The sequence below is a fragment of the Pseudoalteromonas sp. SCSIO 43101 genome (assembly GCF_023650775.1).
Classification (GTDB): domain Bacteria; phylum Pseudomonadota; class Gammaproteobacteria; order Enterobacterales; family Alteromonadaceae; genus Pseudoalteromonas; species Pseudoalteromonas apostichopi.
In genome coordinates this window covers 581,917-595,162 of sequence record NZ_CP072674.1, presented here as the reverse complement: position 1 = coordinate 595,162, position 13,246 = coordinate 581,917, and the positions used below count along the sequence as shown (strand labels likewise).

At 40.7% G+C, this 13,246-nt stretch carries 14 protein-coding genes; 7 read left to right on the top strand and 7 right to left on the bottom strand.

The window, feature by feature from the left end:
* The first annotated feature begins 95 nt into the window (after window positions 1-95).
* Complete coding sequence (gene dnaJ / locus J8Z25_RS19695; protein ID WP_130052404.1) at window positions 96-1,235, top strand: molecular chaperone DnaJ; 1,140 nt, start codon at window positions 96-98, stop codon at window positions 1,233-1,235.
* Window positions 1,236-1,295: 60 nt separating this feature from the next.
* Here the strand turns inward: dnaJ and J8Z25_RS19690 are convergent, their stop codons facing one another.
* From J8Z25_RS19690 to J8Z25_RS19680, 3 genes are all read right to left on the bottom strand, one after another.
* Window positions 1,296-2,426 (bottom strand): HlyD family secretion protein, encoded by a 1,131-nt coding sequence (locus J8Z25_RS19690; RefSeq protein ID WP_130052403.1) that lies wholly within the window; start codon window positions 2,424-2,426, stop codon window positions 1,296-1,298.
* A 3-nt stretch (window positions 2,427-2,429) separates the two neighbouring features.
* Window positions 2,430-2,774 carry a DUF3302 domain-containing protein gene (locus J8Z25_RS19685; protein ID WP_063703726.1) on the bottom strand — a complete coding sequence of 115 codons (345 nt, stop codon included), beginning with the start codon at window positions 2,772-2,774 and terminating at the stop codon, window positions 2,430-2,432.
* Between the two features lie 77 nt (window positions 2,775-2,851).
* Window positions 2,852-3,088: a hypothetical protein gene (locus tag J8Z25_RS19680; protein ID WP_130052402.1), complete on the bottom strand. Its 237-nt coding sequence runs from the start codon at window positions 3,086-3,088 to the stop codon at window positions 2,852-2,854.
* 149 nt (window positions 3,089-3,237) lie between these two features.
* Here J8Z25_RS19680 and ybaK point away from each other — a divergent pair, with 149 nt between their 5' ends.
* Window positions 3,238-3,699, top strand: a complete 462-nt coding sequence (gene ybaK, locus J8Z25_RS19675) for a Cys-tRNA(Pro) deacylase (protein ID WP_250662113.1) — start codon at window positions 3,238-3,240, stop codon at window positions 3,697-3,699.
* Here the strand turns inward: ybaK and J8Z25_RS19670 are convergent.
* From J8Z25_RS19670 to J8Z25_RS19660, 3 genes are all read right to left on the bottom strand, one after another.
* Entirely contained in the window at window positions 3,696-4,952 is a 1,257-nt protein-coding gene (locus J8Z25_RS19670) for a Y-family DNA polymerase (RefSeq protein ID WP_250662112.1), read from the bottom strand. The two genes, ybaK and J8Z25_RS19670, sit on opposite strands and share 4 nt — an antisense overlap.
* Complete coding sequence (locus J8Z25_RS19665; protein ID WP_130052399.1) at window positions 4,940-5,353, bottom strand: LexA family protein; 414 nt, start codon at window positions 5,351-5,353, stop codon at window positions 4,940-4,942. Before J8Z25_RS19665 ends, J8Z25_RS19670 begins: the two co-directional genes overlap by 13 nt.
* A gap of 63 nt (window positions 5,354-5,416) precedes the next feature.
* Complete coding sequence (locus J8Z25_RS19660) at window positions 5,417-5,851, bottom strand: MarR family winged helix-turn-helix transcriptional regulator (RefSeq protein WP_130052398.1); 435 nt, start codon at window positions 5,849-5,851, stop codon at window positions 5,417-5,419.
* A 112-nt stretch (window positions 5,852-5,963) separates the two neighbouring features.
* On the opposite strand from J8Z25_RS19660, the gene J8Z25_RS19655 reads away from it, so the two are divergent.
* The 5 genes from J8Z25_RS19655 to J8Z25_RS19635 all read left to right on the top strand — a co-directional run bounded on the left by J8Z25_RS19655 (window position 5,964) and on the right by J8Z25_RS19635 (window position 11,546).
* Window positions 5,964-6,737 (top strand): siderophore-interacting protein, encoded by a 774-nt coding sequence (locus tag J8Z25_RS19655; protein ID WP_130052397.1) that lies wholly within the window; start codon window positions 5,964-5,966, stop codon window positions 6,735-6,737.
* 67 nt (window positions 6,738-6,804) lie between these two features.
* Window positions 6,805-7,800 carry an LLM class flavin-dependent oxidoreductase gene (locus tag J8Z25_RS19650; protein WP_250662111.1) on the top strand — a complete coding sequence of 332 codons (996 nt, stop codon included), beginning with the start codon at window positions 6,805-6,807 and terminating at the stop codon, window positions 7,798-7,800.
* Between the two features lie 181 nt (window positions 7,801-7,981).
* Window positions 7,982-8,938 (top strand): patatin-like phospholipase family protein, encoded by a 957-nt coding sequence (locus J8Z25_RS19645; protein WP_130052395.1) that lies wholly within the window; start codon window positions 7,982-7,984, stop codon window positions 8,936-8,938.
* 121 nt (window positions 8,939-9,059) lie between these two features.
* Window positions 9,060-10,469 carry an alanine/glycine:cation symporter family protein gene (locus J8Z25_RS19640; RefSeq protein ID WP_250662110.1) on the top strand — a complete coding sequence of 470 codons (1,410 nt, stop codon included), beginning with the start codon at window positions 9,060-9,062 and terminating at the stop codon, window positions 10,467-10,469.
* A 27-nt stretch (window positions 10,470-10,496) separates the two neighbouring features.
* Window positions 10,497-11,546, top strand: a complete 1,050-nt coding sequence (locus tag J8Z25_RS19635; protein ID WP_250662109.1) for a patatin-like phospholipase family protein — start codon at window positions 10,497-10,499, stop codon at window positions 11,544-11,546.
* 19 nt (window positions 11,547-11,565) lie between these two features.
* Here J8Z25_RS19635 and J8Z25_RS19630 read toward each other — a convergent pair whose 3' ends face one another.
* Complete coding sequence (locus J8Z25_RS19630) at window positions 11,566-13,125, bottom strand: methyl-accepting chemotaxis protein (protein ID WP_250662108.1); 1,560 nt, start codon at window positions 13,123-13,125, stop codon at window positions 11,566-11,568.
* Between the last annotated feature and the right edge of the window lie 121 nt (window positions 13,126-13,246).

Below are 13,246 nucleotides of genomic sequence, written 5' to 3'. Positions count from 1 at the left end.
AGAGACCAATCTGCTTAGATTTAACTTAACACGATTGGTATGAATCGATTTATCTTACGCAGTGTAGCTGCAGTAAAAAGAGTAGTGTGATAGATATGTCAAAAAGCGATTATTATGAAGTTCTCGGCGTGAGCAAAGATGCCAGCGAACGAGACATAAAAAAAGCGTATAAGCGCTTAGCGATGAAATATCATCCAGACCGTACAGCAGGCGATAAAGACCTTGAAACTAAATTTAAGGAAGTAAAAGATGCCTACGAAGTACTGACTGATCCGCAAAAACGTCAGATGTATGACCAATACGGCCATGCAGCCTTTGAACAAGGTGGCGGCGGCCATGGCGGTGGCTTCGGCGGCGGTCAGGGTGATTTTGGCGATATTTTCGGTGATGTGTTTGGAGATATCTTTGGTGGCGGCGGTGGTCGTCGTCAATCTCGTCAACAACGTGGTTCAGACTTACGTTACAATATGGATTTAAGTCTTGAAGAAGCGGTTCGTGGTAAAGACGTTGAGATTAAAGTTCCAACATGGGTAAGCTGTAAGCCGTGTGATGGCAGTGGTGCAAAAGCAGGTTCTAAACCAAAAACGTGTACTACTTGTCATGGTGCAGGGCAAGTACAAATGCGCCAAGGTTTCTTCGCGGTTCAGCAAACCTGTCCTACGTGTCAAGGTACGGGTCAAATTATTTCTGATCCTTGTGACAGCTGTCATGGTCAAGGTCGTGTAGAAAAAACTAAGACCTTATCAGTGAAAATTCCAGCTGGTGTTGATACCGGTGATCGTATTCGTTTATCTGGCGAAGGTGAAGCGGGTATGCATGGTGCGCCTGCAGGTGATTTATACGTACAAGTGTCTGTGCGCGAACACCCTATTTTCCAACGTGACGGTAATAACCTGTATTGTGAAGTACCTATTGGCTTCACAACTGCTGCACTTGGTGGCGAAATTGAAGTGCCAACACTAGATGGTCGCGCAAAGCTGAAGATTCCATCAGAAAGCCAAACGGGCAAAATGTTCCGTATGCGTGGCAAAGGTGTGAAGTCGGTTCGCAGTGGCGCACAAGGTGATTTGATCTGTAAAGTAGTTATTGAAACACCGGTGAATTTAAACGAACGTCAACGTGAGTTACTTGAAGAGCTTGAGCAAAGCATGGGTAAAGATGGTTCTAAAAACCGTCCAAAAGAAAAAGGTTTCTTTGACGGTGTAAAGAAATTCTTCGATGACCTAACTAAGTAACTTTAGTTAGATAGTAAGAAGGCGCTAATTAGCGCCTTTTTTTATTGGTAATTGCCTACTTTAGTGATCTAAGAATAGGTAGTTTTGCCAACTTTTCATTCTGATCAACACTTTACGCATCACTGAGACATGTTCGAAGTGTTCAGAATAAACAGCTACCTCAGTGCTTGTTCCTTGTGGAAGATGGTACTGGCTCATATCATCTGTAATTTTTAAGGTGACAATAGCGCGGCCTTGACGGGCAAAAAACTCACTGCCCATAAGTGTGCCTTGTGCTTGTACTTGTCCCTCACCAATAGCGGGTAACACATCGATTACTTCGCCCGCAAATGTTTTACCAGGAATTGCTTTAAAGATAAAATCAGCTTTATAGCCTGGTTCAAGTCTTAATAGCGAATTTTGTCTAAACGCAGCCACATAAACAGTGTCTTCTTTGTGCACAAAAGTCATTACCGGACGTAGTGGCATAGGGACCGCAATCATCCCAGGACGTAATGTAAGTTGTGTAACATAGCCATCGGTTGGTGCATGTACGCGGGTGCTATCTAAGTTAAATTGTGCTTGCTCTAAATTAGCGCGAGCAGCAGCGATTTTGGTTTGTTCGCCGTTTATTTCTGATTCAAATGCCAGCTTCTGACGTAATTCTTCTGCTTGTGCTGCTTCATAACTTGCCTTTGCTGCTAAGTAGACTCCTAATTTATTATCCACTTGGCCTTTTGAGTAGGCGCCGCTTTTTGCGCCTTTTTCATAGCGCTCGTATTCTTTCTTGCTGCGGTCATATTCAGCTTTAGCCATCAGAGCACTTGCTTGCGCTGATTTATAGGCCGCTTCCAAACCAAGAACTGACTGCTTTGCATCTTGTAAAGCCGCAATTGCTTGATTTAGTTTTGCTCGATACAAGGTGTCGTCTAGACGAAATAGTAAGTCACCTTTCTTAACTGGCTGATTTGGCTTCACTGCAACTTCTTCTACCGTGCCACGTACATTTGGCACAATCGGCGTTGTGACATAGGCACTGCTAGCCATATTTGAATGTGGGTGGTTATAGTTCATTAAAAGAATTAAAGCACCAATCAGCACCACACCACCGAGTACTGCTGTGGGTACGGTCCATTTATTAAGCGGGATCTTAAAAACTTTAAATATGCCTATGCACAATGCGGTATATGTGAGTATTAATAACAAATCCATATTTTATTTCTCTTTATTATTCGATTGAGCATTAACCTGTGCTTGTAGTGCTGCGACTGTTGCTGTCAGACTAGCCACCTTCTCAGCTAAGTCTTCTTGTTCCTTTTGAATCTGGTTGAAGCCCCAACCGCGGTCATCACGCCATAATGTGGCCCAAACCCATAAAAATGGCCACAATACATGCAGTGTAAATAGGCTAACCCAGCCTGCATAATGGATGGCATCTTGATGAGGGTGATTACGTTTTTTCGCAATTTCGTAGGGAATATCGTGGATAGCGATTACACCATAAAATATTACAACCGTCACAAACACGAGCATGACTAGCGCAAAGTAGTCTAAAAACATGTACTTTCCTTTGTTTAACTTATAATCAATTTAATAATACGTGAAATTTATCTAATTCCTAGTCGGTATTTTCAGATTTAGTTAAGCACAACGTAGTAGTCTGTATCGGCAAGACAGCGACATAAAGTCACATCTTCTGAAAATGTTGTGCTTTGTATTTTACCTTTTTCTAAGCCAAGCGTATGGCATTTGCTTTGACAATTCATGTAGGCATTCCATGCGAGGTATTCGTTGCACACAAAATTAACTGCATACAAAAGGGTGAGTATGATGAATAATTGCTTGGCTAGATACAGCCCTGTGCGTCTAGACATACTTGTTACCTTGCCCAAGATTCATTATTCAAGTGTAGTTCAATTAGAGCCATTAAGTGCTTTTTGAAGTCGTTTTTCTATTGCCTTATGTTCCTTTTTCACGATATGTTTTATAAGTTACAGAAAATTAATCAGTTATAGGAAAATCAATGACGCCGGCTATAAACTTATTAAAAAAGAAAGGCATTAGTTTTGATGTGCTCAGCTATCAGCATGAGCCTTCACAACAACAGTTTGGCCTTGAAGCGGTTGAAAAATTGAATCTTCCTGCTGAGCAAGTATTTAAAACCTTAGTACTCGAAGATACAGAACATCAACTCTTAGTTGCTATTGTCCCTGTTAGTCAGCAAGTTAATTTGAAAATGTTGGCAAAGGCTGCGTGCGTTAAAAAAGTGCAAATGGCTCCACAACAGAAAGTCGAAAATACGACTGGTTATATTTTAGGTGGTGTAAGCCCACTTGGTCAGAAAAAACGTCTTGTGACCTATGTTCATGAATCTGCACAAGAATTTGATGTTATGTATGTGTCGGCTGGTAAACGTGGTTTAGAAATTGCCCTGTCTCCGCAGGATCTTTGCAGTTTACTTAATGCTAAATTTGCTAATTTTTAGCAATGTATTTTTGGCAGGTTATGCCACCGAGTTGTGTAGTGAGGCGATAGATACTCACGCTTCATATGCCAACGAGTTGTGGGTGTTTGGCTGGCTATCGCAAGCGTACCAACCCCATAACGAGCATTGATGTTATCAAGGCACTGCATCAGTTTAGGGTTATCTATAGGTGCTTGAAATAAATCTGGTTGCTGAAACATTTGACTTGATAACTCAAGTGCACCCACACCACATTTGTAAAATTGCACACCAGGCTTATAGAGGTGTTTAAATATCTCGCTGATGGCATTCGCAAACACGCAGCTATCAGCTGTGGCGACACTGAACTCATAAATATAAGATTTTTTATAATAGTCGTCTTGATGAGGCGAGCTGGCGACAAACAGTAATAAGCGTTTAGTTTGTGAGCCTTGCGTACGCAGCTTTCTTGCCACAATAGTGCCGTGATTGATCAGTGCAGTTTTTAGCGCTGTGGCATCAGTGATACGTTCCCCAAAACTGCGGGTCGAGAAAATCTCTTTTTTGTCTTGGCGCACTTCATCCCACGCTAAACAACTTTTACCACGTAACTCGTTCACTGTTCGCTCTTCGACTATACTGAACAAGCGTTTCATTTTTCGTGGCTCTTGCTCAGCTAAATCAAAAGCCGTATTTATATTTATTGCTTTAAGCTTTTTAGCTAAGCGTCTGCCAACTCCCCATACATCTTGTACATCCATCGCTTTTAAAATGGCTAACCGTGAAGGTTCCGAATCAATCACTGCAACGCCATCAAAGCCGGGTAGCTTTTTCGCTGCATGATTAGCCGCCTTAGCAAGGGTTGCTGTTGGGCCAAATCCAACACCGACTGGCAGCTTTGTTTCGCGCCACACGGTACGACGAATATCATGGCCATAACTATGCCAATCGTGAACAAAGCTGGTGAAACCTGTAAAGTTTAAAAATGACTCATCTATAGAGTATATATGTTGGTTATCGCAAAAGCGGCCAATTACATTCATCATCCGCTCGCTTAAATCGGCGTACAGCTCATAGTTAGATGAGCGGATCACTACTTGGTTATCTTCGAGTATTTTCTTTACTTGAAAATAAGGCTGAAACTTTGGAATAGCCAGCTTTCGTGCGATTGGACACACGGCACAAATACAGCCATCGTTATTGGTCAGTACAACGACAGGTTTACTGCGAATTGCTGGATCAAACACTTTTTCTGCGCTGGCATAAAAAGCTACGGCATCGACTAAGGCGTACATGATAATAACTCTTTACTACTGCGATGTAAGCGAATAGAGCGAGTGACCACGCCTTCTAGTTGAAATTCATCAGATTGACGTAGTTGCACTGCAGGGTATTTGGGCGATGCTGATAATAACTGTGCATTGTGTTTATCTAACAGTTTACAGACAAATAAACCATTTAGATTTGCCACAATTACATCGCCATTTTTAACGTCTTCGGCGCGATCAACCAGTAATAAGTCGCCATCAAAAATCCCCACACCTTGCATTGATTCGCCAGAAGCAATACCAATAAATGTTGCATCAGGGTGCTTAATCAATAGTTGATCTAATGATAAGCCTAGCTCTTTGTATTGTGCTGCCGGTGATTCAAAACCACACACGCCAGCTTCGATATAAATAGGAATAACACGCATAACAAAACCACTATACTGTATGTTTGTACAGTATAGTGGTTTGTGGTTATCTTGCCAATAAGATCACGGGGTGTTGTTATTGATATTTTCGATCATGGTTGTGGCAATAGCGATAAAATTACGTACTTGTTCATCAGTTAAACCTTGGCAAAGTTTAGCATCGACCTCTTGCTCTGCAACTTCTAAGCGCGAGAACAGGGCGTTACCTTGATCAGTAAACGATAAAATTAAACAGCGCTTGTCATTTTCGTCGGCACATTTATAGACCAGTTCAAGCTTTATAAGCTCTTTTACTAAGCGTGCTATTTGTGCTTTATCACGGCCTGTTTTGGCGACAATATCATTCGCGGTACAGTGCTGTGTTTGGGCAATAATATGTAAGCAGCGTACATGCAATGCGTTAAGACCAAGCTCGTTGGCGTTAATTGCTTCTCGTACGGTGACACGATAACTTTGTGCCAGTGTAAATAAAGCAGAAGAAAGAGAAGTTTGTGACATGGCTTACCTAAATTATGCTAGTTGGTATTAGTTGACATAATCAACTAAAAGCGTATAGTTGACTATATCAACTATTGGGGCGTTGTGCAATTTAACCAGCTAGGAGACCAACATGGCTAGAAAAGTTCGTCGTGCAACTGTATTAAGTACTACGCGTATTTCCCCGCATCTACAAAGAATTGTCGTTGGATCAGATGAGTTTGCCGATTTCCCGCAAGACGCAAAAGGTGCGTACGTAAAAGTACTGCTACCTCACTCGGGTGAATCTAAGGTTGAACTTGATCTACAAGCTAAGCGTCCTGCATTAATGCGCTCTTATACTATTCGCAATATTCATCCTGTTAACGGTGCAATTACCCTCGACTTTGTAGTTAACCAGCACATAGGCGTGGCAAGCAACTGGGCACAAAATGCGGTAGTAGGCGACGAGGTAGGTATTGCAGGACCTGGGCCTAAAAAACTCACCGACTTAACTCAAACACATTATCTAATGTTGGCTGATTTAACTTCAGTGAATGCAATAAATGGCTATTTACAAGTATTACCGAAAGACGCAATTGTTGATGTCATTATTCACGTTGCAGATAAAGCCGATATCATCGAGCTTGAGCAAATTAAAGCTAACACTCAGCACAGCATTAAATGGCTAGTTACAAAAAAGCCTGAAACAGAACTACTCGATCAAGTAATACGATTTTGTGCAGGATATAACACACAACCTATGGTATTTATGGCATTGGAAGCAAGCTTAGTAAAATCTGTGCGCCGCTTAATAACAAACCGCTTTGCTGTTGATCATGAGCATATTGTTGCATCAGCATATTGGAAGCGAGGTATTGATGCCGATGGCCTAAAGGTGGAAAAACAGCAACAAAGTCGTGCTTAATTAGCATTTGAAAAATAGTCATTCGCTCTCATTTACTAAATATAATGAGTTTAATTTTGGAGAGCGAATGTCTGACCTTACCAACACGCCTTTTTCATTGCTTGAGTTGAGCCCAATGAAAGAGCACGAAACAGTTTCGCAAACATTAGCTAATAGCGTTACTTATGCACAAACAGCTGACAGACTTGGCTTTAATCGGTTTTGGATGGCAGAGCACCACAATATGCGCGGTATTGTTTGCGCTGCAACCTCAGTACTGATTGGTCACATAGCAGGTAAAACCCAGAATATTCGCGTAGGTGCGGGTGGGGTGATGTTACCTAATCATCCACCGCTGGTGGTTGCTGAACAATTTGGTACTCTTGAAAGTTTATATCCCGGTCGAATTGATTTAGGGCTTGGCCGTGCTCCAGGCAGCGATCCAATTACCAGCCGTGCCTTGCGCCGAGACGAGCAACGCGCTAAACACTTTAATGATGAAGTAACTGAGCTTCAAGGTTTGCTTGGCCCATACAAAGGTGATTCAGCAGTACGTGCAATCCCAGGTGAAGACACGAATGTGCCTATCTGGTTACTTGGCTCAAGCCTTTATAGTGCACAATTAGCTGCTAAAAAAGGCTTACCATATGCATTTGCAGGACATTTTGCCCCGCGTTTTGTTGAAGATGCTATTGCATTATATCGCAGAGAGTTTCAACCATCCGAAGTGTTAGATAAGCCATACGTAATGCTGGGCTTACCTGTTGTAGCCGCTGACACAGATCAACAAGCACGATTTTTATCAACAACCGCGAAACAGCGCATTTTAGCACTTATGCGTGGTAAGCCGCTTTGGCTTAAAGAACCTGTAAAAAGCATGGATGGTTTATGGACAGCGCAAGAAAAAATGCAAGTAGAAAACTTTTTAGGACTTTCTGTCGTTGGTGATCAAGCGAGCGTTAAGCATAAGCTGAGTATGATTAAACAGACGCTACAGGTTGATGAGTTTATTTTTACTAATGACCTGTATGATTTGAGTGACAGACAACATGCGCTAGAAATATTAGCAGACATCATGAACTAATACAGTCAAACGAATGATGAAAACATGATGCGTATAACGATTTATTATACGCATAAATTGGACTCTGACACTCATGCAATAAACGGTTTTATAGATTGAAACAATTTAATTATTCCGTTTTAAGGATTGAAATTAACTTTATACAATACATTTATAAACTATTACCCTAGGAAGGTGCACCGTGAAATCTCAAACAATTGCCGCAGTAGAACCCCAATCAAAAACAGCATTAATCGCTGAGGGTGGTGGGCAACGAGGGATTTTTACAGCAGGTGTGCTCGATGCATGGTTAGAAAACAATTACGATCCGTTTGATTTATTCATTGGCACATCGGCAGGCTCACAAAATTTAACGAGTTATTTAGCGCGTCAAAAAGGCTATGCAAAACGTTTGATCAGAGGGCTTTCTCGTCATAAACGTTTTTTCCAACTTGGCCGTGGGCTGTTTGGTAAAAGCATTGTCGATCTTGATTGGTATTTTGATAAAACCAAAGAAGTAAACCGTGCCCTTGATTTTAAAACAGCAACGCAAAGCCTAGGCAATCGCGAACTATTGATCACAACTACTAATGCGGCTGACCGTAAACCTTATTACTTGAGCCCAAATGGTGAAGATATGCAATGGTTAGCACTGTTAAAAGCATCAAGCGCATTACCGTTTTTATATAAAGATGGGGTTAACTTAACTCCTTGGCTGACAACTAAAGCTGCGAACGATGCAATTATTCAGAGCTCTAATACTGATTTAGTTCATGATATGTATCTAGATGGTGGTTTAGCAGCTCCATTACCAGTAAAAGAAGCCTATAATCGGGGAGCCCGAGATATTGTGGTTATCCGCACTGTGGATGAAAACTTTCAAGTTCAGTCAGAGTGGATGAATAAGATAAAATCGATAGTACGTGTATCGGGTTATTGTCCTAAAACAATCGATTATTTAGTACAGCACGAACAAGCTTATCAAGATGAACTTGATTTTATTGCCAATCCTCCAAGTGATGCGCGGATCACGCAAATTTTTGCAGGCGATAAACTACGCAGTAAGCTACTTGGTAGTACAGACTATGATCTACGCTACGATCACAAATTGGGATTAGCGGCGGGTCGTGAATTTTTACAGCAACAACTGCTAAATTAGTCGGGCGTAAGTTCGGTTAATTAATCACATTGCCTACTTGAGATATTTGTAAATAGAGTTAAAGTGGTTAGCTATTCACTTTTTGTGATTTGTTATTCTATAAGAAAAATAAAGGCTTGCCATGTTTAACACTTTGGTATCGACAATCAATGGTCTTCTCTGGGGAGAAGGCCAAATTCTTATCTATATTCTTCTGTTTGCCGGAATCTGGTTTTCGGTGCGACTTAAAGCGATTCAATTGGTTAAATTTAGCCATATGTTTAGCCTATTAAAGACGAGTAGCAGCACAGATAAAAACTCAATCAGCTCGTTTCAAGCCTTATGTACTGGTCTTTCAGCCCGTGTTGGTACTGGTAACCTTGCTGGGGTTGCCGTTGCTATTTCATTAGGTGGCAGCGGAGCAATATTTTGGATGTGGGTGATTGCCATTTTGGGCATGGCCACAGGCTTTGCCGAAAGCGTACTTGGGCAAGTGTACAAAGTAAGAGATGCTAATGGAGAATTTAGGGGCGGGCCAGCTTATTATATTCAACAAGGGTTAGGTAGTAGGGCGCTTGCGGTGAGTTTTGCCTTTTGCTTGTTTCTTGGGTATGGCTTTACGTTCAGTGCTATGCAGACTAATACAATTACAGATGCTCTCAATTACGCATTTGAAATTCCAACATTGTATTCAGGTATTGTGATCACAATACTAGCAGGCTCAATTATTTTAGGTGGTTTTAAAGCGATCGCCCGCTTTGCTGAGCGAATTGTGCCAGTAATGGGCATTTTATTTGTGCTAGCCGCTATCATTATCACCTTGCTTAATATTGGTAAAGTGCCCGAGATGATTGAAGATATCTTACTTTCAGCCTTTGGCTTACAAGAAGCTGGAGCCGGGGCTATGGGCGCAGCAATAAAAAATGGCATTCAGCGTGGACTATACTCTAATGAAGCTGGCGCTGGTAGTGTACCGCATGCATCAGGCTGCGCATCGCCAGTTCCGAATCATCCAGTCACTCAAGGCTATATTCAAATGCTTGGGGTGTTTTTTGACACCATTGTATTGTGTAGTTGTACTGCGGTAATTATTCTACTGGCTGATATTGATATAAGCGGCGAAATGGAAGGAATACGCTTAACTCAATCTGCAATGACGGCGCATATGGCTGCTGGTGGCATTTACTTTGTAGCGGCTGCGATTTGTTTATTTGCGTTTACTTCTGTGGTTGCAAATTATGCCTATGCAGAAAGTAACCTACATTTATTTAAGCTTGATAATAAACTTGGCCGTGGCATTTACACCTGTTTATATTTATCAATGATGATTTGGGGAGCTTCAGCGACTATTAAACAAGTGTGGGATCTGGCAGACATTGCTTTAGGTTTAATGACAGTGGTGAATGTAATCGCTATTATACGCTTAACGCCAACTATCTTATCTGTGACAAAAGACTATCATAGTCAACGTGAAACAGGGCAAGAACCGAGCTTTGATTCTGAAAAAGTTCAGGTTCAAGGTCAAACAGAGCAAGGAATTTGGCGCAAATAATCTAAAACAATAACGAGCAAAGTAACCATGATAGATATTTACGCAGGGCCAAGTGCTGCAAAAGTTATTCAAGAGCAAGGCCTGTCTGCCGATTTGTTTAATACCTTTTTAGGGGCAAGCGGCGGGCCAAAGTGGTTTACTTTATTTGGTCTGGATAAATATCTATTTGGTGAATTTTTTAAAGACCGTAGCACACCTTTAAACTTATTAGGGTCAAGCGCTGGCGCGTTTAGATCTGCCTGTTTTGCACAAAACGATCCTGTTGCTGCTATATCAAGATTAGCAAAGTCATATTCTGAAACACGTTATTCATCCAATAAAGCAAAGCCTGAAGAAATAACAACAAAAGCCCGAGAGTTGTTACGCTATGTGTTTGCCGAAAAAGGCATTCAAGAAATTATTAATAACCCAATTTTTAAAGCCCACTTTATAGTTGCAAAATCGAATGGATTTACAGCATCAGAAAACAAAGTAATGCAATTAATGGGTTTATCAAAAAGCTACTTACTAAACAGAATGAATAGACGTTTTTTAAGTAAGCAATACGAGCGTTATGTGTTTCAGCCTGCTGATAGTAAGTTATCATTTTCAGATAACAATACTTTTAATACCCATACTATAGAGTTAAACGAAGATAATTTGCCGGATGCTTTACTTGCTTCGGGCTCTATTCCATTAGTAATGCAAGGCATTAAAAATATAACAGGAACACCGCCTGGTATGTATCGCGATGGCGGTATCATCGATTATCACTTTGACTTAAATATACATAATGATGGGCTTATTCTATATCCACATTTTAATAACAGCCCTAAAGCTGGGTGGTTTGACAAAAGCTTAAAGCGCGGTATTACCTCAAGTAACTATGATAAGGTGGTGATGATCACCCCATCAGCTGACTTTGTTGCTTCATTACCCTATGGCAAAATCCCTGATCGTAACGATTTTACCGAGCTTGATGCAGATACACGGATAAAATATTGGCAGCAGGTATTCAAAGAAACCGAACGGCTAGCAGATGTTTTTGATGCAGTGTGTACTAAAACGCACACACCGAAAGTAAACCTTATCAATTAAAATAAAACATTGATAGCCGTTATTTAAACTGATTAATCAGCGCAGTCTGCTCAGTAACTTTACTGAGTAACGCTTCGCATAACTGCTGCGAAGTATGGCCAAGCTCAGTACATTTGTGAGCAAAATCTTGTGCTGCGGTTAGGTTTGTAGCAATAACCTGACTCGCAGTTAGTTGCTCATTCATAGCATGAGCTATAATACTATTGAGCTCACTTAATTTTATTGATTGTGCTTTTATGTGGTCCAAACTATCACCGCTTTGATGTGCAAGCTCTACACTTTTAGCTGACAAGTTTAGCCCGTCTTTCATGGCAACTTGGGCTTCCTTTGAAGCATGAGTAAGTTGATTCAATACATTGTTTATCTCTTCTGTTGATTGTTGAGTTCGTGAGGCCAGTGCACGTACTTCACCTGCAACAACCGCAAAACCTCGGCCATGATCACCCGCTCTGGCAGCTTCAATAGCCGCATTTAAGGCAAGTAAATTAGTTTGATCAGCAATAGCGTTTATCTCAGATAAAATTGCCACAATATGTTGATTACCTTCTATTAAGTTTTCTAATTGGCTACTAGCTGTCTTAAGCTTTTTATCAAGTTCGCTGATTGAGTTTATGGTTTGCTTGACCGCAAGTGAGCCTTCTTCGGTTGCTTGATTAGACTTTTCGGCAGCTTGATTAGATTTTTTAGTACTTGAAGATAGTTCATTAATAGACGCGGTCATTTGTTCTGTTGCGACAACAATTTGAGAAACTTCATCCGTTTGTTTATTTAAAAGCTCAGTAACATTATGGCCGGACTCTGCACACTGCTGAGCATTTTGATTAACGCCCATGGTCACATCATTAACACGGCCAACGACAGCCTTTAATTTAGCTTGTTGCATCTCTAAAGCAAGATTTAAAAAACCAGAAAGATCATTGGTACCAGAATAGAGGTAAGCCATTAAAGGATTATCGTATACTTGTTTTGCTTTACTGATCAGCGATAAGTATTTTTGACGCCAAAAATACATGAGCCCATTAGCTGATGCTAAGAGCAGTACAAGTAAACAGTTAAAAATATCGAATCTAGAACTAAATACGCCAGCCAACGAACCTAAAAAACTAATGAGTAATAGGGCACTTATGTAAAGAGTGGCATCGAACTTTGCCGCAGTAGCATGGGATTTTTGATTATCGTTTATTTTAGCGTATTCCGCTGTTGCTCTTTGTACAACATCATCGCTTTGCTTGGTTCTTACAGATTGAAACTCAACAGTACGACCACTTTTATCTTTAATTGGTGTTACAAAGGCATTCACCCAATAGTAATTACCATTTTTACAACGATTTTTAACGGGCCCCATCCAAGATTGACCATTTTTAAGGTGTGTCCATAAATCAGCAAAAGCAAGTTTTGGCATGTCTGAGTGGCGAACGAGGTTATGAGGCTTACCCTCCATTTCATCAAGTGTATAGCCAGCTATTTTACAAAATTCATCATTGGCATAAGTAATAAAGCTTTGTAAATCTGTAGTCGATAAGAGGATGTCAGATTCAGAAAATTTAACTTCGGTATCGGTTTTAATTCTATGTTTCACGTCAAAATCATCCAAGTACAGCTTTGGTTTCAGAAAGTTAAATTAGCTTTTAACAAAACAACCTAAAATCAAAAAGAAAGTTAGTGCTAAATTAGCTACTAATGTTTATAAACAATTTAGC